A 21,760-nucleotide genomic window follows, 5' to 3' on the forward strand; every position below is an offset into this window, starting at 1 on the left:
GGTGACCAGCGGTCCTGCCAACAGGGTCCGCGCCCGTCCCGGGCACGGACCCTGTTCGCGTCCCCGGCCGGAGCAGGGTCCCGGTCAGCTCCGGTTGCGGGGGTGCTGGCGCGCGGTGCGCTCGTTGCCGCGCCGGTAGTTGCCGGTCCAGCGCGCCATCGCCAGCTGTGGGTCCTGGCCGACCTCGGCGAGGAACTCCGCGGCCCGACCGCCGCGCAGGGTGGCCGCCGTCCGGCCGCGGTGGGTGATCACCACGGTCCCGTCGGCCCGTTCGACGTAGTCGAAGCCCTGCGCCTGCTGTCCCATGGGCGCCCACCCTGCCAGCGTCCGCCGCGCCGCGCACCGGATTTTCGCGCTGCCCGGACCGGTCCCGATCCGTCCCTTAGGGTGGATCTGTCCGGACCGAGGAGCACTGGGTGGAAGCCACCGAGATCCACAAGCTCGCCGCGCTCGAGGACACCCACTGGTGGTACCGGGAGCGGCGGGCCCTGCTGGCCGGGGCGCTGCGCCGGCTGGCGGCGACCGGGGTACGCCCGGAGCGGGCGCTGGACGTCGGCGCGGCCGGCGGCGGCAACACCCGCGTGCTGCGGGCCCACGGCTGGCGGCCGGTCGCGCTGGAGTACAGCGCCGAGGGCGCCGGGCTGGCCCGGGACCGTGGCCTGCACGTGATCCGGGCCGACGCCCGGCAGTTGCCGCTCCGCTCGGCCGGCCTCGGCCTGGTGGTCGCCTTCGACATCCTGGAACACCTCGACGAGGACCACCTCGCCGCCGCCGAGATCCGTCGCGTCCTGCGTCCGGGCGGCACCGCGCTGATCGCGGTGCCGGCCGACCTGCGGCTCTGGTCCGCCCACGACGTGGCGGTGGGGCACGTCCGCCGCTACGACCGCGCCGGGTTGCGCGCCCTGATGGAGCAGGCCGGCCTGGTCGTCGACGAGCTGTGGAGCTGGAACGTGCTGCTCCGCCCGGTGGCCGCCTGGCGGCGCCGCCGGTCCACCGGTAGCGACCTGGAGCACCTGCGTCCCGTGGTCAACCTCGGGCTGCGCACCGTCATCACCGCCGAGCGGTACCTGCCGGTGAAGGCGTTGCCCGGTGTCTCGCTGGTGCTGCGCGCGCACCGCCCGGCCTGACCGGGACACCAGAAACCACCAAGATCTACTAACATCCCTGGTCCGCCGTCGAACGCGACGGCACGGAACGCAGGAGGACGGGGATGCTGCGACGTACCGCGACGGCCGCACTGGCCGCGCTGACCCTGGCCGGCGTCGCCGGCTGCGGCGACGAGCAGCCACGGGCCGCCGGGAGCGCGTCGGCGGCGCCGAGCCCGACCGCCTCGCCGGTGGTGGCCGGACCGCCCTGGTACGACGACGTCGCCCCGGCCGAGGCGGCCCTGGAGCTCGGCGACCGGGCCAGCGCCTGCCCGATGGAACTCCTCATCTCGGTGCCGGCGAAGTGGCGGGCGAAGGCGGTGAAGAACGGCCGGGACGCCGCGATCGGCGGTGCCGTGCCGGTCTGCGAGGTCGACGCCAAGCCCGCCGGTCACCTCGGCTTCCTTCGGGTCTGGAAGGCGGACGCGCCGGGCAACCAGCAGGAGGTCCTGGACCAGTTCCTCGACGGGTACGGCGAGGTCACCGACCGGCAGTACCGGCGGACCAAGGCCGGGCCCCTCGACGCCGTCGAGGCGACCTACGTCGCGCAGAGCGGCACCCACGAGCGGGCGGTCCTGGTGTCGACCATCTGGGGGCGATTCCTGCTCACCCTGGGCGGCGCGGACGACGCGGAGCACCAGGCCATGCTGCCGGCGTACCAACTGGCCAAGCAGAGCGCGAAGAACAACCGGAACTGGGAGTAGCGCTCAGCGCAGCCGGTAGACGGCCAGCCGGGCGGTGTCGTAGCGCAGGTCGGCCACGGTGCGCAGGGTCGACGACTCGCGGCCGACCTGGCGGTCGACGACCAGCCAGCGCACCCCGTACCGGTCGCGCAGGGCGGCCAGGCCGGCCGCGGTGGGCGCGGTGAAGGCGGCGTCGTTGGCGCGCAGCCGGGCGGCGTCCCAGAACGGCGCGTACGGGCCGGCGGGCCGGCCGACCATCCGGGGGGCGAACGCCCACCCCTCGACCAGCACCGACCGCTCGGCGTAGCCGCTGAGCCAGAACGAGCGGGCGTCGCACGAACCGGCCACCACCTCCCGGCAGTGCACGTTGGTGGCGAGCACGTCGTCCGGGTCGCTGTGCGCGTGCACCCAGCGCGCCGCGGCCACCCGGGAGGCCGGCATCGGCACCACCGGGTACGCCCCGCCGTTCGGGTGGGCGCGGGCCGCCGCCGCGTCCAGCACCAGCCCCGGCGCCCCGGCCACCAGCACGGCGCTGAGCAGCACCAGCCCGCCCCGGCCGGCCAGCCCCGGCCAGCGGCCCGCCAGCACCGGCCAGTACCCGGCCAGCGCCAGCGCGAGCAGGGCCAGCACGCCGGCCCAGCGGAGCAGCGGCAGCACCGGGGCGTACGCGGGCGTGGCGGGCGTGCTGGTCGCGGCGCCGAGCTGGATCGCGGTGAGCAGCACGGCGAAGCCGGCGGCGGCCGCGCCGAGCAGCCGCCGGCCGCGCGCGGACAGGGGACGCCGCTCGGCCAGTTCGACCCAGCCCCAGCCGGACAGCAGCACCCCGAAGGCGAACCCGGTACGGGTGAAGTACTGGTTGCTGCTGCCCGGGTGACCGAGCAGCAGGTAGCCGGCCGGCCCGGCGAGGGCGCCGCCGAGCAGGAACACCTGCACCGGCGCCAGCCGGCCGCGGCGCACCCGCAGCAGGGCCACCACCCCGGCCAGCCGGAGCTGGAGGCTGAGCAGGAACGCCAGGAACACGCCCGCCCCGACCAGCGCGGTGAACCCGGCCGAGCGCCCGGCCGGCAGGTACGGGCGCAGCCCGGAGAACGGGTCGACGGTCACCCCGTGGCTGGTGAAGGCGAAGAGCACGGCGGTGGCGAAGAGCTGGGCGGCCAGCGCCAGCCCGGCGGCGACCAGCACGGCCCGGGGCAGCCGGCGGCGCACCACGAGGGTGACCGCCGCGGTGAGCCCCAGCGCGGCCAGCACCACCGGCAGCGAGCTGGCCTTCGCGCCGGTCGACGCGGCCAGGAAGAGCACCACCAGCACCCACGCTCCTCGGCCGAGCGCGGGCACGGCCACCCCGCGGGCCTGGCCGACCAGCTCGCCGAGCGCGGCGATCAGCGGCACCAGCAGCACCCAGCTGTACGTCATCGACGGGCTGCCCCAGACGATGAAGGTGGCCTGGGTGCCGAAGAGCTGCCGCCACCCGTTCTCGAAGCCGAACTCCCCGATCGTGAACATCAGCGCGCTGGCCACCACCCCGGCGTACGGGCGGCCACTGATCCGCCAGCCGACCACGGCGACCAGCACGGCGGCGAGGGCGCACAGCGCGGGCACCCCGAGCCGGAAGAAGACCGTGGGCAGGTCGACGCCGCTGATCAGGCTGGTCGCGGCCAGGTGGGCGAAGCCGAACCAGTGGTAGTGCAGCGGCTCCCCGGCGGCCTGCGGCACGTCCGGCGGCACCTGGTGGGTGGCCGCCCCGGCCAGGGAGAGCTGGAAGGCCAGGTCGATGTACTGCGCCTGCCCCTCGTCGGCGGGGAGCACCGGGGTCACGGCGAGGAACGACCCGTACAGGTAGCCGGTGCACCCGGCGATCACCCCGGCCAGCGACCAGGCCCAGCCGGCGGGCACGGTGGTGGCGTACCGGACCCGCCAGTGCCGGCGCAGCCGGCGTACGGCCACGAACGGCACCACCACGGCCAGCGGCCACAGCCGCAGCCAGCCCGGCACGCCCAGGCCGGTGCAGACGGCCCACGCGGCCAGCTCCAGCACCAGGCCGACGGCCGCGCCCAGGGCCAGGTCCTCGACCAGGGTGTACGCCCGGCGGCGCAGCGCCCGGAAGACCAGCGTCCCGGGCAGCAGCACGGCCAGCAGCGCGTACGCCGTCCAGCGGGCCAGCGCGCCGACCGGGGTGCCGGCGACCAGCAGGATGGCCGCGACGGCGAGGTAACCGGCGGCGGCCGGGGCGTACCGGCGCAGCCGGGAGCGGCGGCCCGGGGCGACCGCGGCCGGGGCGGGACCCCCGGTGGCGAGCGCGGTCACCGGAGGCTGTCGGCCAGCTCGGCGGCGTCCGGGCGGGCCGGCACGCCGACCGCGCTGTCGCTGGCCACCGCGTACGCCGGGCGGCGCTGCACGGCGGTGTAGATCCGGGCCACGTACTCGCCGAGCAGGCCGAGGCAGAGCAGCTGCACCGCGCCCAGGAAGAGCACCGCCACGTAGAGCGACGGCCAGCCGGTCACCGTGGCGCCGGTGGACCAGGCCAGCAGCGCGACCACCACCAGCACCCCGCAGACCGCGACCCCGAGCAGCCCCAGCCAGGTGGCGACCCGCAGCGGGGCGGCCGAGAAGCTGGTGACGCTCTCCACGGCCAGCCCGGCCATCCGGGACAGTGGATACTTGGTGCGGCCGGCGGCCCGCTCCTGCCGCTCGTACGCGACCTCACCGCTGGGAAACCCCAGCCAGGGCACCACCAGCCGGAGCACCGGGTTGCGTTCGGGCAGGTCCCGCAGCGCCTCGACGGCCGCGGAGCTGAGCAGCCGGAAGTCACCGGCTTGGGCGGGCACCTGCTCGCCGACCAGCCGGCGGACGGCCCGGTAGTAGCCGGCCGCGGTCCACCGCTTGAACCAGGTGTCCCGGCTGCGGTCGGCCCGGACGCCGTAGACCACGTCCAGGCCGTCGGCGCGCGCCCGGCGGAGCATCTCGACGATCACCTCGGGCGGGTCCTGGAGGTCGGCGTCGATGCTGACCACGTACCCGCCGCGGGCCCGGAGCAGCCCGGCGTGCAGGGCGGCCTGGTGGCCGCTGTTGCGGCGCAGCCGCAGCACCCGCAGCTCGGGCCAGCCGGCCCGCAGCGCGGCCAGCCCGGCGGCGGTCCCGTCGGTGCTGCCGTCGTCGACGGCCACCACCTCGTACGCCTCGCCGAGCCCGTCGAGCACGCCCCGCAGACGCTGGGCCAGCAGCGGCAGGACGGCCGCCTCGTTGAACATCGGCACCACCACGGAGAGTGCCGGCTGCGCTGCGGTCACGGCGCTTCGACCCCCCGGTTCGCTGCGGCGCGGACGGGGCCGACGCTACCCGTCAGGACGGTCGCCGCAGCCCGTCCTCGGGCTCCGTCCCCCGGTCAGGTGCCGCAGACGGTGGCCGGCAGGCCGGTCACCGCGACCGGGGAGCGCCCGGCCGGGCGGGACTTGCCGGCGAGCACCGCGGCCAGCGCGGTCATCGACGCCTGGCCGGACGAGTAGGTGGCCAGCAGCGTCGGCGAGTCCGCGCCGGCCAGCACGTACGGGGTGTCCATGGCGACCGTCACGGCCGCGCCGGCGCGCAGGTCCTTGGCGTTGTCGCCGTACCCGACGAGGTGCACCACCCGCCCGCCGGAGGGCACCACCCGCACCCCGGCGGCGGTGAGCGCCTGGGTCAGCGCGGCGCGGGCGCGGTCCCGGCCGGCGGAGGAGGTGACGGTGACCGGGCCGGCGATCGCGGCGCCGCACCGGCCGCGCAGCTGGGTGACGGCCGCGGCGGCCAGGTCGGCGGCGGCCGTACGGTGTTCGGCGCTGCCCAGCGTGGACAGCTCGGGGGCGGGCCGGTCGGCCAGCTTGAACTTCATCGTCAGCACCCGGGTGGCCGCGTCGACCAGCCGGGCCCGGGGCAGCGACCCGTCCCGCAGCGCGGCCAGCAGCCCTTCGTACGCCTGGCCCACGTTCGGGGTCATCAGGATGAGGTCGTTGCCGGCGTTCAGCGCCCGCACCGCGGCCTCTCCCGGCGACCAGCGCTTGGCCGGGGCCATGTTCATCCCGTCGGTGATGATCACGCCCTGGAAGCCGAGCTGGCCGCGGAGCACGTCGGTGAGCAGCTTGTGGGAGAAGGTGGCGGGGGTGCCCGGGTCGACCGCCCGCACGTCCAGGTGGGCGGACATCACCGCCATGGCGCCGGCGTCGATCCCGGCGCGGAACGGCGGGAACGCGGTGCGGTCCAGCACGGCACGGGACTGGGCGACGACGGGCAGCTCGGTGTGCGAGTCGGCGGCGGTGAGCCCGTGGCCGGGGAAGTGCTTGACGCTGGCCGCCACCCCGGCCGCCTGCAGGCCGCGGACCGCGCCACCCACCTGGGCGGAGGCGTTGCCGGGGTCGGCGCCGAAGGAGCGGGAGCCGATCACGGTGCTCCGGGTGGCGAGCACGTCGGCGACCGGGGCGAAGTCCAGGTTGATCCCCATGGCGGCCAGTTCCGCGCCGGCCGCCCGCCAGGCGGCCTCGGTCAGCGCCGGTTGCCGCGCCGCGCCGGCCGCGAGCGGGCTCGGCAGCAGGGTCACCCCGTCGGTGATCCGGGTGACCACCCCGTACTCCTGGTCGGTGCCGATCAGGAAGGGCGCCGCGCCGGCGGGCAGCCGGCCGGCGACCGCGCGCAGCCCGGTGGTCAGCTCGTGGACCTGCTTCGGGTTCTCCACGTTGGTGGTGGCCTGGTTGCCGGAGGTCGGGTCGTCGGCGCTGAAGCCGACCAGGATCAGCCCGCCCAGGCGGTATTTCGCCACCATCTCGGCGGGGGTGGCGACGCCGGCCAGGGCCCGGTTGCCGGCCGCCGACCCGGGCGAGACCTTGGTCGCCGAGCTGCCGTAGGCGTAGGGCATCAGCACCTGGCCGACCAGGTCTTCGTCGGCGAGCGTGCCGACCAGGGCGGCCGCGCGGGCGGCCGGATCCGCCGCCGGATCCGCCCTGGTGGGCGTCGGCGCGGCCGAGGAAGGGCTCGACGAGGGCGCCGGGCGCGGCCGGTCCGGCCCGGTGCCGCACCCGGTGATGAGCACGGCGGTCAGGGCGGCGCAGGCGACGGCGGCACGTCGAGGGGAAGTCGACATCACCCCACGGTATCGGCGGAACTGAGTCCCCCGTCAGCCCACCCGGGTGAGCAGGGTCACCGGGGCGCCGTCGCCGGCGTACCGGTAGGGCTCCAGTTCGGCGTCCCAGGCGGTGCCGAGCGCCTTGTCCAGGGCGTGCGCGAGGGCCTCGGGGGCCCGGGCGGACGCCATGATGGCGCGCAGCCGGTCCTCGCCGAGCTGGATGTCGCCGGCCGCGCCGACGGTGGCCCGGAACAGCCCCCGCCCGGGCACGTACATGAACCGCTCGCCGTCGACGCCCGGGCTCGGCTCCTCGGTCACCTCGAAACGGATCATGGGCCACTGCCGGAGGGCAGCAGCCAGCTCGGCGCCCGTCCCCGGGCTGCCGGTCCACCCGCACTCGGCACGCCGGGCCCCCGGATCGACCGGCTGGGCCGTCCAGTGCAGGTTGACCGGCGCGGCGAGGACGCGCGCGATCGCCCACTCGACGTGCGAGCACACGGCGAGCGGGGTCGAGTGGACGTATACGACGCCACGCGTTGGCACGGTGACCTCCCGGTGAGCCGAGGTGCGTCTTCCCCTACGACCTCGTCCACCCGAGTGGCCTCTGGTAACTCATGATGACGCTGTGACGGGTGGTGCGCCAGCGAATCGGAAAATTCGCCGCCTCCGCCGCCGGGAAATACCCGGGTGGCTGACCTGGTTGTGCTCCCTGACGGCGCGACGACCAGCCAGGCGTCGAGGTCGTGTACAGTTCTCTGGGCGGTTCTGTGCCGCCGTACATCTTCGCGGGTTGACGCTCACCCGGGCGCCATCCGCACCAGCCCCCGGACGTTTTCCGTCCTCCCGTACGTCTGCAAGGAGTACCTCCGTGGCGAGCAACACCTCTAAGACCGCGCGCGCGTCAGTCCGGGCCGGCCAGGCTGGCCAGGGTGGCGCCCTCAGCGTGCTGGGCGAGTTCAAGTACCTGATCCCGCTCAACGGCGGCAAGCACGCCTACGTGCGCAACCTGACCAACGGCAAGACCGCGCACCTGCGTACCGACTCCGAGGCCTTCGTCGAGGAGATCCGCACGCTGGCCGCCGCCGGCCACGCCGCCAAGGTCCGCGCCGAGATCAACAGCCTCGCGGCCGCCCACCCGGAGCACGGTTGGGACGCCACCGAGAAGCGCCTCGTCGAGGCCGGCGTCTTCGAGGGCTGAGGCCCAGCGACACCCACGAACCGCCCGCCGGGTCATCCGGCGGGCGGTTCGTCGTCTATCCGTCCTCGGTCAGCGGGGTGACCTCGCCGGTGGCCAGGTCGTAGAGGGCGCCGACCACGGCCACCGTGCCGGCCGCGACCGGCCCGGCGAGCCGGTGGTCGGCGCGCAGGGCGGCCACCGTGCGGCGCACGTGCCGGCGGATCGCCAGCGACTGCGCCGCCGGGCCGTCGGCGCCGACCTCGACGACCGCCGGGGCGATCCGGTCGACCAGGTACGCCAGCGCGCCACCCGGTCGCCGCCCGGTCCGCAGCGCCCGCACCGCCGAGCCGACCGCACCGCACCGCTCGTGCCCGAGCACCATCACCAGCGTCACCCCGAGCTGCTCGACGGCGAACTCCACCGAGCCGTGCACCGCGCGGTCGAGCACGTGCGCGCCGGTGCGGATGACGCAGATCGAGCCGAAGGTCTGGTCGAAGATCGCCTCCAGCGGCACCCGGGAGTCGATGCAGCCGAGCACCACGGCGTACGGCTGCTGGTCACCGGAGGCGACCGCGGCCGCCGCGGTGACGTCGTGGCCGTGCACCGGCTGCCCGCTGGCGAAGCGGCGGTTGCCGGCCAGCAGCTCGGCGAGGGCGGCCCGGGGGCTCCGGGCAGCCGGGGTGGGGCGCGGCATGCCTTACAGCGTGGCCGCCGATCCGGCCGGACGGGGCCGGGTCGGGAATCTTCTCCACGGCACGGTTGGCGTGATGTCATGGGGGGTAGCCGGTCGTTACCGCCGGGTTACCCCGGTGCACAGGGCACCGGCCGCCCGGGGGAGGTTCAGCGATGGGGCAGCAACTGGAGGTACGGCTTCCCGACGGCGTACGCCTGCACGTGGAGGCGACCGGGCCGGTCGACGCCGAGGTCACCGCGATCCTGCTGCACGGCTGGACGCTGGACGGGCGCAGCTGGCACCGGCAGCTCGCCGAGCTGCGGGCCCGGTTCGCCGGCCGGGTCCGGGTGGTGACCTACGACGCCCGGGGCCACGGCCGCTCCAGCTGCATGGCGCTGCGTACGGCGACGCTGGCCCAGCTCGGCGACGACCTGGCCGCGCTGGTCGACGAGGTGGCCCCCACCGGGCGGATCGTGCTGGTGGGGCACTCGATGGGCGGGATGACCGTGATGGAGTACGCCCACCGCCACCCGGAGCACTTCGCCGCCCGCACGGCCGGGCTGGTCTTCGTCTCCACCACCGCCGAGGGGCACACCCACACCGCGTACGGGCTCTCCCCGCGCATCGCCCGGCTGATCCGGCTGGCCGAGACCACCGGCGCCGGGGTGCTGGCCCGGTGCGGCGCCTGGCGTCCGCCGCGCGCCCTGCTCCGCGCGCTGCGCCCGAGCATCCGCTGGATGCTCTTCGGGGACCGCTGCGACCCGGCCGACATCCGGCTGGTCACCTCGGCGGTGGCACACGCCTCGGTCCGCTCGATCGGCGGGTTCCGCGCCTCGATCGGCGCCCAGCACCGGCTGGCGACCCTGGCCGCGCTGGGCCGGCTGCCGGCCGCCGCCCTGGTCGGCGACCGGGACCGGCTCACCCCGCCGCCGTGCGCCGAGTCGATCGCCGCGGCGCTGCCCACCACCGAGCTGACCGTCTGCCCGGGCGCCGGGCACATGCTCATGATGGAGCGCCCCGACGCGGTCAACGCCGCGCTCGCCGCCGTCCTCGGCCGGGTCCTGGACGCGGCACCCGGGCCGGCGCAGCGACCGCTGGCCGCCTGAGCGGCGCAGCGACCGTCGGCCTGACCGGGGGCGAGCGTTGGGCCAGTGACCGGGGGCGACCGTTGGTCGGGGTGATCGGCGCAGTGGCGGTCGATGGGCTCGCGAACAGGTGGGAACCGCTGGATAACGGGCATCCGGCACGGGTCGAACGCCACGCGACGGCATGGCCCCGGCAGGGCGCTCAACCGCCGCCCCGTACCCTCATTCAGCCCGCCGTGCCCGCCCCGTGACCATCAGGAGCCCCCGCGTTGAGCGACCAGACCACCCTGGAACAGGAGATCGCCGTCGAACAGCGGCATCTCGACCGGGTGTACGCCCGGCTCGCGGAGCTGCGGCGCGCGGCCGCCGAGGCCGAGCGGGAGGGCTACCGGCTGGCCCGGGTCGGCAATTTCGGCGCCCTGGTGGAGCGGGACGCCATGGTCTTCCACGCGGCGCAGCGCCGGTACGTGCTCGACGCCGAGCACGAGGGGCTGGTCTTCGGCCGGCTGGACCTGCGGACCGGGCAGGTGCTGCACGTGGGGCGGCTCGGGGTGCGCGACGAGAACGCCGAGACGCTGGTGGTGGACTGGCGGGCCCCGGCGGCGGCGGCCTTCTACCAGGCCACCCCGGCCGAGCCGATGGGCGTGGTGCGCCGGCGCACCATCCAGTCGTCGGCGGAGAAGGTCACCCGGATCGAGGACGACCTGCTGGACCCGGAGTCGGCGCCGCCGGAGCTGGCGGTGGTGGGCGACGGCGCGCTGCTGGCCACCCTGTCCCGGGCCACCGGCCGGGGCATGCGGGACATCGTGGCCACCATCCAACGGGAGCAGGACGAGGCGATCCGCTCCCCCGGCAACGGCGTGACGATCGTCTCCGGCGGCCCGGGCACCGGCAAGACCGCGGTGGCCCTGCACCGGGCCGCGTACCTGCTCTACTCCGACCGCTCCCGGTACGCCGGCGGCGGCATCCTGGTGGTCGGCCCGTCGAGCGTGTTCGTCGAGTACATCGCCTCGGTGCTGCCCTCGCTCGGCGAGGAGACCGCCACCCTGCACTCGCTCGGCTCGCTCTTCCCGGGCGTGTCGGCGACCCGTACCGACCCGCCGGAGGTGGCGGCGGTGAAGGGCTCGCTGCGGATGCGCCGGGTGTTGGAGCGGGCCGTGCGGGACGCGGCGCCGGGCGCACCCACCGAGTTGCGCCTGCTCTACCGGGGCGAACTGCTGCGGCTGGAGCGGGCCGAGCTGGACGGCATCCGGGACCGGGCGCTGCCGCGCGGGGCACGCCGCAACGAGGTGCGCCGGGCCGGGTTCGACGCCGTGCTGGCCGCCCTCTATGCGCAGGCCCGCACGCTGCGCATCGGCCGACTGCCGGAGCAGCCCGCGTTCGAGGACGAGATCATCGACCGGCCGGAGTTCCGGGAGTTCCTCAAGGCGTGGTGGCCCCGGCTGCATCCCCGGCACGTGCTCGGCTGGCTGGCCCGCCCGGAGCGGCTGCGCCGGTACGCCGGCGGGGTGCTGTCGAGGGCGGAGATCGGGCTGCTCGTCGAGGCGTACCGGAGCCTGGACGGGGAGGGGCCGACGATCGCCGACGTCGCGCTCCTGGACGAGTTGGACGCGTTGCTCGGCAAGCCGGTGCAGCGGCGGCGGCCCCAGCGCGACCCGTTCCAGCTCGCCGGGGGTGTCCGTGAGCTGAGCACGCACGCCGACCGGCAGCGGGCGGCCCGGGCCGCCGCCCGGGAGCGCCCGGAGGACTACCGTGACTACGCGCACGTGGTGGTCGACGAGTCGCAGGACGTCTCACCGATGCAGTGGCGGATGATCGGCCGGCGCGGCCGGCTGGCCTCCTGGACCGTGGTGGGCGATCCGGCGCAGACCGCCTGGACCGGCGATCCGCAGGAGCTGACCCGCGCCCGCGACCAGGCGCTGGGCCGGCGCCGCCGGTACCGGTACGAGCTGACCACGAACTACCGGAACTCGGCGGAGATCTTCGCGGTGGCCGCGGCGGAGATCCGCCGGCTCTACCCGGACCTGGCCCTGCCCAGCGCGGTGCGCTCCACCGGGGTGGCGCCGGTCGAGCGGGTGGTGCCGGCGGCCGGGCTGCCGGCGGCCACCGTGGCCGCGGCGCGGGATCTGCTGGCCGAGGTGGAGGGCACGGTCGGGGTGATCACGCCGGTGCCGCGCCGGGACGAGGTGGCCGGCTGGCTGGACGAGCTCGGTGCCAGCCGGTTGCAGGTGGTGACCAGCCTCCAGGCCAAGGGCATGGAGTACGACGGGGTGGTGCTGGTCGCGCCGGGCGAGATCCGCGCCGATCCGGGGTCGGGGGTGCGGACCCTCTACGTGGCGCTCTCCCGGGCCACCCAGCGCCTCACCACGCTGGAGCCGGCCGCCTGACGTCGGCGGGTCCACCGTCCGGGGCCGGCCCGGCCATTCACTTGCACACATAGCGATGTGAGCATAGATTGAGTCCGGCCGGGCCGAGGGACGAGAGGGTAAGGGCGTGGGCGCAGGTCATGACCACAGCGGCGCGGTGGCCAACGCCGCGCAGCGCCATCGGGGCCGGCTGTGGGCCGCGTTCGGCCTGCTCACCGCCCTGATGCTGGTCGAGGCCGTGGCCGCCTTCGGCACCGGCTCGCTGGCCCTGCTCTCCGACGCCGGGCACATGTTCACCGACGTGCTCGGCATCGGGATGGCGCTGGCCGCGATCACCGCCACCCGCCGGGCCGGGACCGATCCGCAGCGCACCTTCGGGCTCTACCGGCTGGAGGTGCTGGCCGCCCTGGCCAACGCGGTGCTGCTCGGCGCGGTCGCCGTCTACGTGCTGGTCGAGGCGGTACGCCGGTTCGGCGAGCCGCCGGAGGTGTTGGCCGGGCCGATGCTCGCCGTGGCGGTGCTCGGCCTGCTGGCCAACATCGCGGCGTTCGCCCTGCTGCGCGCCGGCGCGCAGGAGAGCATCAACCTGCGCGGGGCCTACCTGGAGGTGCTCGGCGACCTGCTCGGCTCGCTCGGCGTGATCGGCGCCGCGCTGGTCATCGCGGTCACCGACTGGTGGTGGGCCGACCCGCTGGTCGCCGTGGCGATCGGGTTGTTCATCCTGCCGCGCACCTGGCGGCTCGGACGGGCCGCGCTGCGCATCCTGGTGCAGGCCGCACCGGAGCACCTCCAGGTGACCGCCGTGCACGACCGGCTGGCCGCGGTGCCCGGCGTGGCCGAGGTGCACGACCTGCACGTCTGGACGCTCACCTCGGGGATGGAGGTGGCCTCCGCGCACCTGACCATGACTCCCGGCGCCGAGGTGGGCGAGGTGCTGGCCGCGGCCCGGACCGCGCTGCACGAGGACTTCTCGATCGATCACGCCACGTTGCAGATCGAACCCGGAGCGTCGGCGGGCGCGTGCGGATCGGTCGAGTGGTAATGAGGACAACCTTAAATCCGAGTGGCTATTGTGCATCTATGCCGGTTTTGTGCCTGAATGCTCGGCCCGCCTGCCGGGCCGGGACCGGGTACCGCCGGTAGGCTCGGTCCCGGCCGCCGGGCGGCGCCCTCCGGCGCCCGCGGTGGCCGTCGCCTAATCGCCGGAACGCGGCGAGCCGGGGAACCACGCACCTGGGGTGCATCCGCGTCAGCGGTAGGGATCTTCCGTCCCGAACCCGTCAGCTAACCCGGTCGGCGGTTGACGGAAGGAACCTGAATGCCATCCATGGCACCTGTACGACGGACGGCCGCCCGGTTGGCGGCCCTGCTCGTCGCGACGCTCGCCCTCGGCGTCGTGACCGTGCCGACCTCCCCCGCGTCGGCGACCTCCCCCGCCGGCCGGCTCGCCGGCCCTTCCCCGACCGGCCTGCTCGCCGCCGCCCCGGGCGGGGACGACGAGGGCGGCACCCCCGCGCTGCGCGCCCAGCTCGACGCGGCCAGCAAGGGCTGGCTGGAGGCGCGGACCGCGCTGAACCGCTCGACGAGCCGGCAGAAACAGCTCACCGCCGACCTCGCCGGGATCGGCGCGGAGCTGGACGTGCGGGGCGCCAAGGTCGGCGAGATCGCCGGGGTGGCGTACCGGACCGGCCGGCTCGGCACCGCGGCCGCGCTGCTCGGCAGCAGCAGCCCGGAAGGCTTCATGGACCGGGCCGCCGCGCTCCAGCAGGTCGCCGCGCACGAGGACCGGGCGCTGCGCGACCTGCTCGACGCCCGGGACCGGGCCACCCGCACCCAGACCGCACTGGCCGCCGAGATCCAGGAGCAGCGCAAGCAGGTCGCGGTGATGGCCAAGCGCAAGCAGCAGGCCGAGCACGCCCTGGAGGTCGCCAACCGGTCGGCGTCCCGGCCCGACGGCGGCAGCGTGCAGGGCACCTCCCGGACGAACGCGAAACCGGCGCCCCGCAACGCCGACGGCTCCTGGCCGTCCGAGTCGTGCAGCGTGAACGACCCCACGCCGGCCGACGGCTGCATCACCCCGCGCACCCTGCACGCCCTCCAGCAGGCCAAGGCGGCCGGGTTCACCCGCTACGTCTCCTGTCACCGCAGCGGCGGCTCGGGCGAACACCCGAAGGGCCGGGCCTGCGACTTCGCCGCGCAGAAGGACGGCTTCGGCGGGGTGGCCAGCGGCGGCGACAAGACGTACGGCAACAACCTGGCCGCGTACTTCATCCGCAACGCCGACGCGCTCGCCGTGCTCTACGTGATCTGGTTCCGGCAGATCTGGCTGCCCAGCAGCGGGTGGAAGGCGTACAGCGGGGGCAACGGCGACCCGTCCAGCGACCACACCAACCACGTGCACCTGTCGGTCTACTGAGCCGCCGCGGGTGGTCCGCCGCCCCGGCGGGCCACCCCGGCGCGACCCCCGCTACGCCCCGGGACGTACGCGGGGTGTCGTCCGGCGGACCACGACGGCGGGCCGGCGGCGGAGCAGCATCGGCGGCATGACCCGACTCTCCCCGACCGGACGCAAGGCCCTGCTCACCCTGCACCTGGTCACCGCGCTGGGCTGGCTCGGCACCGACCTGGTGCTGCTCACCCTGGGCGTGGCCGGGCTGCGCGGGGCCGACCCGGACGTGGTCTACCCGACCGCCGGGCTGCTGGTCACCTACCTGTTCGCCCCGCTGAGCGTGGCGGTCTGGCTGATCGGGGTGGCCAGCGCGCTGCTCACCCCGTGGGGCCTGCTGCGCTGGCGCTGGGTGCTGGTGAAGCTGGTGCTCACCACGGTCATGCTCGGGCTGGTCCTGCTGCTGCTGACGCCACGGATCCGGCACCTCGGCGCGCTCGGCGGCGCGGCGTCCCCGCAGCTGCGGGTGGACCTGGTCGTCCCGCCGGCCGTCTCCAGCACGCTGCTCCTCGTCGCCACCGTGCTCTCCACCTACAAGCCCTGGGGGCGGCTGCGGCCGGCCGCAGCCACCAGCCGACGGGCGGCGCCGCAGCGCCCGGGCCACCCCGGCGGGCAACGCCCGGCGGTCGAGGATCCGGCCGGCCGGCGGGCCTGAGCCAGCGGCCCGACGGTGTGGCCGGCCGGCGGCCGGGTCCGACGGCCGGCGGTGTGGTCGGCCGGCGGGCCGGGGTCAGGCGGCCGAATCTGTGGCCGGCCGGTGGGCCGGGGTCAGGCGGCCCGGCCCTCCAGGGTCGCGCCGAGGCGGCTGGCGAGGCCGAGGTGCGCGGCCCGGGCCTGCCGGAAGGCGTACCCGAACAGCGGGGCCGGTGCGGAGAGGGTGATCTCCACGTCGATGCGCACCACCCCGTCGGGCTCGTCCCGCAGCCGAGTGTGGTTGCGCACCGTGGTGGCCGGCTGCTGCCGGGCCACCGTCACCACCTCGTCCTCGTTGGCGACCAGCACGTCCGCCTGGTAGGTCACCGGGAAGTGCAGCGGGCCCAGTTCCAGCCGGTCGGTGATCGCGTAGCTGGCCAGGGCGCCGGGGCGGGGCGGCAGCTCGCGGACCCGGATGATCAGCGGATGCAGCTCGCCCTGCCGGCTCAGGTCACCGAGCAGGGCGAGAGCCTCCGCGCGGGTGCAGCGGGCCTGCACGGTGTAGCTGAAGCTGTCGCTGCTGAGCAAGCCGGACCCCCTCGCCGTCGACGGTCGGCACGATCGTGCCGTACCGGGGCCGGGCTGGCAACGGTGGGGCGGTCCCGACGGTCGGCGCGCGACGCGACGGGTCAGGCGCCGGGGAGCACCTCGGAGCCGCTGTCGGCGAAGTAGGGCTCCGGAGCGCCGAAGAGACCGAGCAGACCGGTCACCCAGAGCTGCCGGTGCACGAAGCGGCTCGGCTCGGTGACCACCAGCTTGACGCCGCTGACCTCGGCGGTCTGGAAGCCGGCCACCATCGCGCTGATGCCGACCGAGTCGATGAAGGTGACCAGCCGCATGTTCAGCTCGATCCGGCTGGGGCGGCCCTTCGCGAGCACCTCGGCGATCGCTTCACGCACCTCGTACGCGGTGTCGACGTCGATCTCGCCCCGCGGGGCGATCTGGATGACACCACCCGACAGAACCGACTTCACGATCGACAGGCTCACGCGAGCACCTCCACTCGCCCGTACGGGCGCCTCATCAGTACGCGGGCCGCGACCGAGAGTATTCCTCCGATGGCCTCGGTCGCCACCCCTCGGGATGAGCAATTCGCGGACTGGGCACACCTGGGCATCCCAATCCGGACTCTATGGGTCTTCATTTCCCTACGACAACTGTTCTGAATCCTCAACGACCGGCCGGGCCGGCCGATCCGCCGACCCAGGGTAGCGGGCGTCCGCCCGTGAGGCCCGTACGTATTCCCGGCGCGTTTCGGGTGGTTCCTCCCGCCCCGGGCCGGAAGCGGGCCGGCCGGCCCCGGCACGGCTGGTTTGCCGCGGCTGCCGCGTGGGCACAGCCCGGGTGGAGCGAACCGTCACCCGCCCGATGCCCGCCGGAGTCCCGCCGACCCCCGGGACTTCGGCAGCCGAGGAGGTACACCATGTTCGGAAGCAGTCTGCTGGACCGCCGGAGCAAGCCCGAGCGGATCGCGGACCAGGCGTGGGAGCAGCTGCTCTCCACCGTCGGGTCCGCCGGTGACAGCGTCCGGGACGCCGCGCGCGCCGCCCGCCGCAACGGCACGGGCCTGGCCGACGACGCCAGCGACCTGGTCGGGTCCGCCGCCGAGGAGGCCCGCCGCCGGGCCACGCTCGCCTTCGACGCGCTCGCCGGCCGGCGGCCGGCGCTGCCGTGGACGCTGCTGATCGCCGCCGCGCTGGCCGGCGCGGCCATCGGCTGGGCGGCCGGCACCGCGGCCCGCGCCGCCGGTGGCCGGTCCCGCGAGCTGGAGGAGATCGAGTTCGTCGACGTGGACCGGCCCGACTCCCCCGTCCTGGACAACTGACCCGCACCCCACCCACCGACGCGGCGGCGTCCCCCGGCGGGGACGCCGCCGCTCGGCGACCAGGGCCGGCCCGAGCCGATCAGGGCCGGTCCGGGCCGGGGACGCCGCCGCTCGCCGGCCCGGACCGGCGCTCATCCGGAGGCGAATGCCTCCGGACCGGCGTCGCCCGGGCCGGGGCGGCTCAGCGGGCGGTGCAGGAGACCGCCGGTATCCGGTTGCTCCCGGTCGCGGTGCCGGTGAAGCCGGCGGTGGTGCTGCCACCGACGCCGAGCCGGCCGTTCCAGCCGGCTTCGGTGACCGTCACCGCCGCGCCGGACTGGGTGTACGACCCGCTCCACAGCTGGGTGATCTTCTGCCCGTCGGCGAAGGTCCAGCTCAGGGTCCAGCCGGCGATCGGCGCGGCCCCGGAGTTGCGGACCGTCAACTCGGCCTGGAAGCCGCCGGGCCAGGAGTTCGTCACCGCGTACGTGGCCGCGCAGCCGCTGCCGCTCGGCGTGGGGCTCGGCGACGTCGGGGTGGGCGTCGGGCTCGGCGAACTGGGCGTCGGGCTCGGCGACGTCGGCGTCGGGGACGGGCTGGCCGAGGTCGGGGACGGGCTGGCCGAGGTCGGCGTCGGGCTGGGGGTGCCGCCGAGCCGGTCGGCGACCAGGATGCCCCGGCCGTTGGTGCCCAGGTAGACCCGGCCGTAGACGCGCGGGTCACCGGTCAGCGCCTCGCCGGCGTTGCCGTACTGGTGCTGGTCGTCGTTGATCCGCACCCAGCTCGCGCCGGTGTCGTCGGAACGGTAGACGCCGTGCTTGCCGTCCACCGTGCCGATCACGAACAGCGCCGGGTACGTCCGCCCGGGCGCGGCCTTGCCGAAGCCCACGTTGATCGAGGTGGAGACGCCGGCCAGCTTGGTGAAGCTCGCGCCCGAGTTGGTGGAGCGCCAGAGCCCGCCCTCGCCGGCCAGCCAGATGTCGCCCTCGGCGCCGGGCAGCGCCTTGAACTTCACCCCGGTGCTCGGCAGGCCGGTCGCGGCGGTGGCCGTGAAGGCCGCCCCACCGTTGGTGCTCACGTAGAACTTCCCGTTGCTGAAGCCGTAGAACTTGTTCGGGTTGACCCGGTCGGACTCGATCGTGGCGTTGGCCGGGATGCCGGTGGCCGCCGTCCACGAGTTGCCGAAGCCCACCGAGCGGACCACCTGCTGGCCGGCGTCGCCCGGCGCCCAGACGAACTGGCTGCCGTCGGCCGACGCGGCCACCGTGCCGCCGTTGTTGATCCCGCCGGGTTCGGTGCCCTGGAACCAGTTCGCGCCGCCGTCGGTGGAGAACGCGACGTGGCTGTCGTTGGGCCGGTCGGCGTCGGTGAAGTTGCCGGCCCGTACCAGCACCGCCGGCTTGGTCTCGGCGTAGTCGAGGCTCGTGGTGCTGGTGAAGACCGGCTGGGTGAACATCATCGCCGGCACCGCGGCCAGGTCGGTGTGCCGGAACCCGCCGACGTCGCCGAGCCCGCTGATCAGCGGCGCGCCCGACGGCGGGCTGACCAGGTCGAGCACCGCGGTCTCCTCCAGCCCCTTCACCATCGGGGTGATGGTGAACGTGCCGCCGGTGTCCCACTTCGTCAGGCCGGTGGTGCCGTAGATCGTCGCGCCGGTGCCGTACATCATCCGGTCGCTGTTGAACGGGTCGATCTCCAGCGACTCGTTCATCCAGCCCAGCTTCGGGGTCTCCTCCGGCGGCGCGGGGTTCGCGCCGAACGTCAGCCACGGCACCGAGCTGATGTCCATGGTGTACTTCTTGCTCCGGTTCGGATAGCTGGTGAACTCCCAGATCCGGGTCCAGGTGGCGCCCCCGTCGGTACTGCGCCAGAAGATCGCGTCCGGCCACCAGGAGATCTGGGTGGCGACCATCAGGGTGTTCGGGTGCTGGCGGTCGATGGTCAGGCCGGAGTAGCCGAAGTAGTCGTCGCCGCTGGACGACGGGATCGGGCTGATCTGGGTCCAGGCGCCGGTGGCCCGGTTGAACTTCCACACGTCACCCTTGCCCCCGTCGTACGGGCCGCCGGTGTCGCTGGTGGCGATGTAGAGGTAGCCGCCGACCGGGTCGACCACCCCCTTGTGGGCCAGGTAGCCGGTGGGCTGGCCGGCGATCCGCTCCCAGGTGGCGCCGCCGTTGGTGCTCCGGTAGACCGGGTTCTGCTTGTCGGCCACCCCGACGTAGATGGTCTGCGTGGCGTTGCCGGCCGTACCCGTGCTCTTGTCGAAGGCGACCCAGGTGAGGCCCTGGTTCTGGCTCTGGTAGCCGGTGCTGTCGTTCGGGTCGGCCCGGTAGTTGCCGACGTTCGGGAACGCGGTCACCTTGGCCCAGGTCACCCCGTAGTCGGTGCTGCGCCACAGGCCGTTGCCGCCCTCGGCGCCGTAGTACAGGATGCTGTTTTTGTTCGGGTCGATCGCGAGCCGCTCCCCCATGCCGCGGCCCGGCATGTTGCCGCCGTTCTTGAACGGCAACTCGGTGGCCTGCCAGGTGGCGCCCTTGTCGGTGGAGCGCAGGATCGCCCCGTTGTTCGGGTCCCAGTCGTTGGTGTACATGCCGACGGCGGCGTACACCCGGTTGGTCTGCACCGGGTCGGTGGCGATGCTCAGCACGCCGTTCCAGCCCCACCTGTCGGCGCCGACGTGGTCCAGCAGCGGCGTCCAGGACTGGCTGGCCTGCTCCCAGCGGTACGCCCCGCCGATGTCGGTGCGCGCGTAGATCAGGTTCTTCTCGGTCTGGTTGAAGACGATGCCGGGCACGAAGCCGCCGCCGTCGATCCGGACGTTCTTCCAGGAGTACGGCTCGGCCGCGGCGGCGGCCGCCGGGACGGTGGGGGTGGCGGCGAGCTGCACGACGACGGCGGCCGCCGTGGCGGCCAGCGCGGCGGCGGCCACGCTGGCGAGACTTCTGCGCATGGGGGAATTCCTCTCGGGGTGCGCGGGGACGGTGGGGAGCTGCCCGGGCTCCCCGTCGGCGAACGCGGCTCCCGCAGCCGAGGGACATTCACCCTAACCGCCCGGCCGTCGAATTTGGAAGCGTTCCCAACTAACTCGTCCCACCCGGATGGGATGAGGGCAGGTCACCCGGGGTGTGGACAGGATCGGTGGTGCGGGTGTGCGTGCCGCAGCCGCCGTCCGCGCCAGGAAACCGATCCGGAGGGAGCCATCGCATGGCCACCGCGACGATCGCCCGTACCGACCAGGACATCCAGTCCGACGTGCTCGACGAGCTGACCTGGGAGCCCCGGGTACGCCCCAACGAGATCGGGGTGACCGTCACCGAAGGGGTCGTCACGCTGACCGGCTGGGTGGACAGCTACGCCAAGAAATGGGCCGCCGAACGCGCCGCCCACCGGGTCACCCGGGTCCGCGCGGTCGCCAACGACCTCGCCGTCCGGATCGCCACCTCCGCCGAGAAGAGCGACCCGGAGATCGCCACCGCCGCCGGCCGGGCCCTCGAGTGGGACGCCTTCGTGCCGCTCGAGGCGCTGGACGTGACCGTCGCCGACGGCTGGGTCACCCTGCACGGCGAGGTCGAGTGGGAGTACCAGCGCCGGGCCGCCGAGCGGGCGGTCGGCCGGCTCACCGGCGTACGCGGGGTGAGCAACGGGATCACCGTCCGGCCCGCCACCCGCTCCGACGGGCGCGAGCTGGCCGAGCGGATCGTGGACGCGCTGGCCCGCAACCGCGCCACCGAGGCCGAGGGGATCAGTGTGCGGGTGCACGGCGACACCGCCGTGCTCGCCGGACTGGTGCACTCCATCCCCGAGCGCGAGGAGATCGAACGGATCGTCTGGTCCGCGCCCGGCATCCGGGAGGTGCACAACCACGTGACGGTCGGCGCCTGAGCCGGACCACCCTCGGCGGGTGATCCCCGCTCACCCGCTCGCGGGCCACGGTGGGTCACATGACTGAACCGAACGGCCCGCGCCGACCCGGGCGTCCCGCGCCCGGGCCCACCCTGCCGTCGACCCGGGACGGGATGACCCGATGACCACGCCACTGCAGGTGACCAGCGCCCGGCTGCACGTCCCGGTGAGCGAGGCGGACCACGCGCGCGGGCCGGCGGACGCACCGGTCACCATCGTCGAGTACGGCGACTTCCAGTGCCGGTACTGCGGGGCCGCGTACCCGAACCTGGCCGAGGTGCTGCGCCAGCGCGCCGACAGCGTCCGGCTGGTCTACCGGCACTTCCCGATCGCCAACGTGCACCCGTACGCGGAGAGCGCGGCGGAGGCGGCCGAGGCCGCCGCCGTACGGGGCCGGTTCTGGGAGCTGCACGACTGGCTCTACGAGCACCAGGACCAGCTCGACCCGGTGCACCTGTCGCTCGGCGTCGAGCAGCTCGGGCTGCCCCCGGACGAGGTCGCCGGGGAGGTCGGCCGGCAGGCGCACGCCGACCGGGTCCGGCGGGACTTCGTGGGCGGCATCCGCAGCGGGGTGACCGCCGCCCCGACGCTCTTCGTCAACGACGTCCGCCACGACGGCGGGTACGACCTGGCCGAGCTGCTGGCCGCCGTCGACGCCGCCGAGCATCCCTGACGCGCCGCCCACCGCCCGCCGGC

Annotated in this window: 20 protein-coding genes and 1 riboswitch; of the genes, 11 read left to right on the forward strand and 9 right to left on the reverse strand. The window is 74.9% G+C overall.

Annotation, left to right across the window (positions count from 1 at the left end):
• Positions 1 to 84: 84 nt before the first annotated feature.
• Complete coding sequence (locus tag ACIBPB_RS10470; RefSeq protein WP_357328317.1) at positions 85 to 306, reverse strand: hypothetical protein; 222 nt, start codon at positions 304 to 306, stop codon at positions 85 to 87.
• A gap of 110 nt (positions 307 to 416) precedes the next feature.
• Between ACIBPB_RS10470 and ACIBPB_RS10475 the strand changes: the two genes are divergently transcribed.
• Together ACIBPB_RS10475 and ACIBPB_RS10480 are read left to right on the forward strand one after the other, a co-directional pair.
• A complete protein-coding gene (locus ACIBPB_RS10475) occupies positions 417 to 1,127 on the forward strand; it encodes a class I SAM-dependent methyltransferase (RefSeq protein WP_396839265.1) in 711 nt (236 codons plus the stop codon).
• An 83-nt stretch (positions 1,128 to 1,210) separates the two neighbouring features.
• Positions 1,211 to 1,849: a lipoprotein gene (locus tag ACIBPB_RS10480; protein WP_396839266.1), complete on the forward strand. Its 639-nt coding sequence runs from the start codon at positions 1,211 to 1,213 to the stop codon at positions 1,847 to 1,849.
• A gap of 3 nt (positions 1,850 to 1,852) precedes the next feature.
• On the opposite strand, the gene ACIBPB_RS10485 is transcribed toward ACIBPB_RS10480, so the two are convergent.
• The 4 genes from ACIBPB_RS10485 to ACIBPB_RS10500 all read right to left on the reverse strand — a co-directional run bounded on the left by ACIBPB_RS10485 (position 1,853) and on the right by ACIBPB_RS10500 (position 7,460).
• Positions 1,853 to 4,132: a hypothetical protein gene (locus ACIBPB_RS10485; RefSeq protein ID WP_396839267.1), complete on the reverse strand. Its 2,280-nt coding sequence runs from the start codon at positions 4,130 to 4,132 to the stop codon at positions 1,853 to 1,855.
• Positions 4,129 to 5,115 (reverse strand): glycosyltransferase family 2 protein, encoded by a 987-nt coding sequence (locus tag ACIBPB_RS10490; protein WP_357328308.1) that lies wholly within the window; start codon positions 5,113 to 5,115, stop codon positions 4,129 to 4,131. The genes ACIBPB_RS10485 and ACIBPB_RS10490 overlap by 4 nt, the downstream gene beginning before the upstream one ends.
• Before the next feature lie 95 nt (positions 5,116 to 5,210).
• Positions 5,211 to 6,935 carry a glycoside hydrolase family 3 protein gene (locus tag ACIBPB_RS10495; protein WP_396839268.1) on the reverse strand — a complete coding sequence of 575 codons (1,725 nt, stop codon included), beginning with the start codon at positions 6,933 to 6,935 and terminating at the stop codon, positions 5,211 to 5,213.
• 33 nt (positions 6,936 to 6,968) lie between these two features.
• A complete protein-coding gene (locus ACIBPB_RS10500; RefSeq protein WP_357328301.1) occupies positions 6,969 to 7,460 on the reverse strand; it encodes a DUF3145 domain-containing protein in 492 nt (163 codons plus the stop codon).
• Positions 7,461 to 7,785: 325 nt separating this feature from the next.
• On the opposite strand from ACIBPB_RS10500, the gene ACIBPB_RS10505 reads away from it, so the two are divergent.
• On the forward strand, positions 7,786 to 8,115 hold the full coding sequence (locus ACIBPB_RS10505; protein WP_357328298.1) for a hypothetical protein: 330 nt from the start codon (positions 7,786 to 7,788) through the stop codon (positions 8,113 to 8,115).
• 55 nt (positions 8,116 to 8,170) lie between these two features.
• Here ACIBPB_RS10505 and ACIBPB_RS10510 read toward each other — a convergent pair whose 3' ends face one another.
• Positions 8,171 to 8,788: a carbonic anhydrase gene (locus ACIBPB_RS10510; protein WP_396839269.1), complete on the reverse strand. Its 618-nt coding sequence runs from the start codon at positions 8,786 to 8,788 to the stop codon at positions 8,171 to 8,173.
• 152 nt (positions 8,789 to 8,940) lie between these two features.
• Here ACIBPB_RS10510 and ACIBPB_RS10515 point away from each other — a divergent pair, with 152 nt between their 5' ends.
• The 5 genes from ACIBPB_RS10515 (at position 8,941) to ACIBPB_RS10535 (ending at position 15,319) form a co-directional block, all read left to right on the forward strand.
• A complete protein-coding gene (locus ACIBPB_RS10515; protein WP_396839270.1) occupies positions 8,941 to 9,873 on the forward strand; it encodes an alpha/beta fold hydrolase in 933 nt (310 codons plus the stop codon).
• A gap of 248 nt (positions 9,874 to 10,121) precedes the next feature.
• A complete protein-coding gene (locus ACIBPB_RS10520; protein WP_396839271.1) occupies positions 10,122 to 12,239 on the forward strand; it encodes a HelD family protein in 2,118 nt (705 codons plus the stop codon).
• A 106-nt stretch (positions 12,240 to 12,345) separates the two neighbouring features.
• The gene (locus tag ACIBPB_RS10525; protein ID WP_396839272.1) at positions 12,346 to 13,260 is read left to right on the forward strand and encodes a cation diffusion facilitator family transporter; all 915 of its coding nucleotides are present in this window, start codon (positions 12,346 to 12,348) and stop codon (positions 13,258 to 13,260) included.
• Between the two features lie 140 nt (positions 13,261 to 13,400).
• A riboswitch (cyclic di-AMP (ydaO/yuaA leader) is annotated at positions 13,401 to 13,533 on the forward strand.
• A 12-nt stretch (positions 13,534 to 13,545) separates the two neighbouring features.
• Complete coding sequence (locus tag ACIBPB_RS10530) at positions 13,546 to 14,634, forward strand: coiled-coil domain-containing protein (protein WP_396839273.1); 1,089 nt, start codon at positions 13,546 to 13,548, stop codon at positions 14,632 to 14,634.
• A gap of 127 nt (positions 14,635 to 14,761) precedes the next feature.
• Positions 14,762 to 15,319, forward strand: a complete 558-nt coding sequence (locus tag ACIBPB_RS10535; protein WP_396839275.1) for a hypothetical protein — start codon at positions 14,762 to 14,764, stop codon at positions 15,317 to 15,319.
• A gap of 113 nt (positions 15,320 to 15,432) precedes the next feature.
• Here ACIBPB_RS10535 and ACIBPB_RS10540 read toward each other — a convergent pair whose 3' ends face one another.
• Both ACIBPB_RS10540 and ACIBPB_RS10545 read right to left on the reverse strand, forming a co-directional pair.
• Positions 15,433 to 15,885 carry an SRPBCC family protein gene (locus tag ACIBPB_RS10540; RefSeq protein ID WP_357328278.1) on the reverse strand — a complete coding sequence of 151 codons (453 nt, stop codon included), beginning with the start codon at positions 15,883 to 15,885 and terminating at the stop codon, positions 15,433 to 15,435.
• Positions 15,886 to 15,986: 101 nt separating this feature from the next.
• Entirely contained in the window at positions 15,987 to 16,346 is a 360-nt protein-coding gene (locus tag ACIBPB_RS10545; RefSeq protein ID WP_046563910.1) for an STAS domain-containing protein, read from the reverse strand.
• 434 nt (positions 16,347 to 16,780) lie between these two features.
• On the opposite strand from ACIBPB_RS10545, the gene ACIBPB_RS10550 reads away from it, so the two are divergent.
• The gene (locus tag ACIBPB_RS10550) at positions 16,781 to 17,182 is read left to right on the forward strand and encodes a hypothetical protein (protein WP_357328272.1); all 402 of its coding nucleotides are present in this window, start codon (positions 16,781 to 16,783) and stop codon (positions 17,180 to 17,182) included.
• Between the two features lie 181 nt (positions 17,183 to 17,363).
• Here ACIBPB_RS10550 and ACIBPB_RS10555 read toward each other — a convergent pair whose 3' ends face one another.
• Positions 17,364 to 20,111: a cellulose binding domain-containing protein gene (locus ACIBPB_RS10555; RefSeq protein WP_396839276.1), complete on the reverse strand. Its 2,748-nt coding sequence runs from the start codon at positions 20,109 to 20,111 to the stop codon at positions 17,364 to 17,366.
• A 254-nt stretch (positions 20,112 to 20,365) separates the two neighbouring features.
• Between ACIBPB_RS10555 and ACIBPB_RS10560 the strand changes: the two genes are divergently transcribed.
• Complete coding sequence (locus ACIBPB_RS10560) at positions 20,366 to 21,043, forward strand: BON domain-containing protein (protein ID WP_396839277.1); 678 nt, start codon at positions 20,366 to 20,368, stop codon at positions 21,041 to 21,043.
• Between the two features lie 142 nt (positions 21,044 to 21,185).
• A complete protein-coding gene (locus ACIBPB_RS10565; RefSeq protein ID WP_396839278.1) occupies positions 21,186 to 21,737 on the forward strand; it encodes a DsbA family protein in 552 nt (183 codons plus the stop codon).
• Positions 21,738 to 21,760: the final 23 nt, after the last annotated feature.

The organism is Micromonospora sp. NPDC049836, assembly GCF_044465125.1.
Lineage (GTDB): Bacteria > Actinomycetota > Actinomycetes > Mycobacteriales > Micromonosporaceae > Micromonospora.

What these genes read in the sequence shown, in the direction of transcription:
- ACIBPB_RS10470 (WP_357328317.1), bottom strand. Translation starts at nt 306, where the DNA reads ATGGGACAGCAGGCGCAGGGCTTCGACTACGTCGAACGGGCCGACGGG.
- ACIBPB_RS10480 (WP_396839266.1), top strand. Translation starts at nt 1,211, where the DNA reads ATGCTGCGACGTACCGCGACGGCCGCACTGGCCGCGCTGACCCTGGCC.
- ACIBPB_RS10495 (WP_396839268.1), bottom strand. Translation starts at nt 6,935, where the DNA reads ATGTCGACTTCCCCTCGACGTGCCGCCGTCGCCTGCGCCGCCCTGACC.
- ACIBPB_RS10510 (WP_396839269.1), bottom strand. Translation starts at nt 8,788, where the DNA reads ATGCCGCGCCCCACCCCGGCTGCCCGGAGCCCCCGGGCCGCCCTCGCC.
- ACIBPB_RS10515 (WP_396839270.1), top strand. Translation starts at nt 8,941, where the DNA reads ATGGGGCAGCAACTGGAGGTACGGCTTCCCGACGGCGTACGCCTGCAC.
- ACIBPB_RS10530 (WP_396839273.1), top strand. Translation starts at nt 13,546, where the DNA reads ATGGCACCTGTACGACGGACGGCCGCCCGGTTGGCGGCCCTGCTCGTC.
- ACIBPB_RS10535 (WP_396839275.1), top strand. Translation starts at nt 14,762, where the DNA reads ATGACCCGACTCTCCCCGACCGGACGCAAGGCCCTGCTCACCCTGCAC.
- ACIBPB_RS10550 (WP_357328272.1), top strand. Translation starts at nt 16,781, where the DNA reads ATGTTCGGAAGCAGTCTGCTGGACCGCCGGAGCAAGCCCGAGCGGATC.
- ACIBPB_RS10555 (WP_396839276.1), bottom strand. Translation starts at nt 20,111, where the DNA reads ATGCGCAGAAGTCTCGCCAGCGTGGCCGCCGCCGCGCTGGCCGCCACG.
- ACIBPB_RS10560 (WP_396839277.1), top strand. Translation starts at nt 20,366, where the DNA reads ATGGCCACCGCGACGATCGCCCGTACCGACCAGGACATCCAGTCCGAC.
- ACIBPB_RS10565 (WP_396839278.1), top strand. Translation starts at nt 21,186, where the DNA reads ATGACCACGCCACTGCAGGTGACCAGCGCCCGGCTGCACGTCCCGGTG.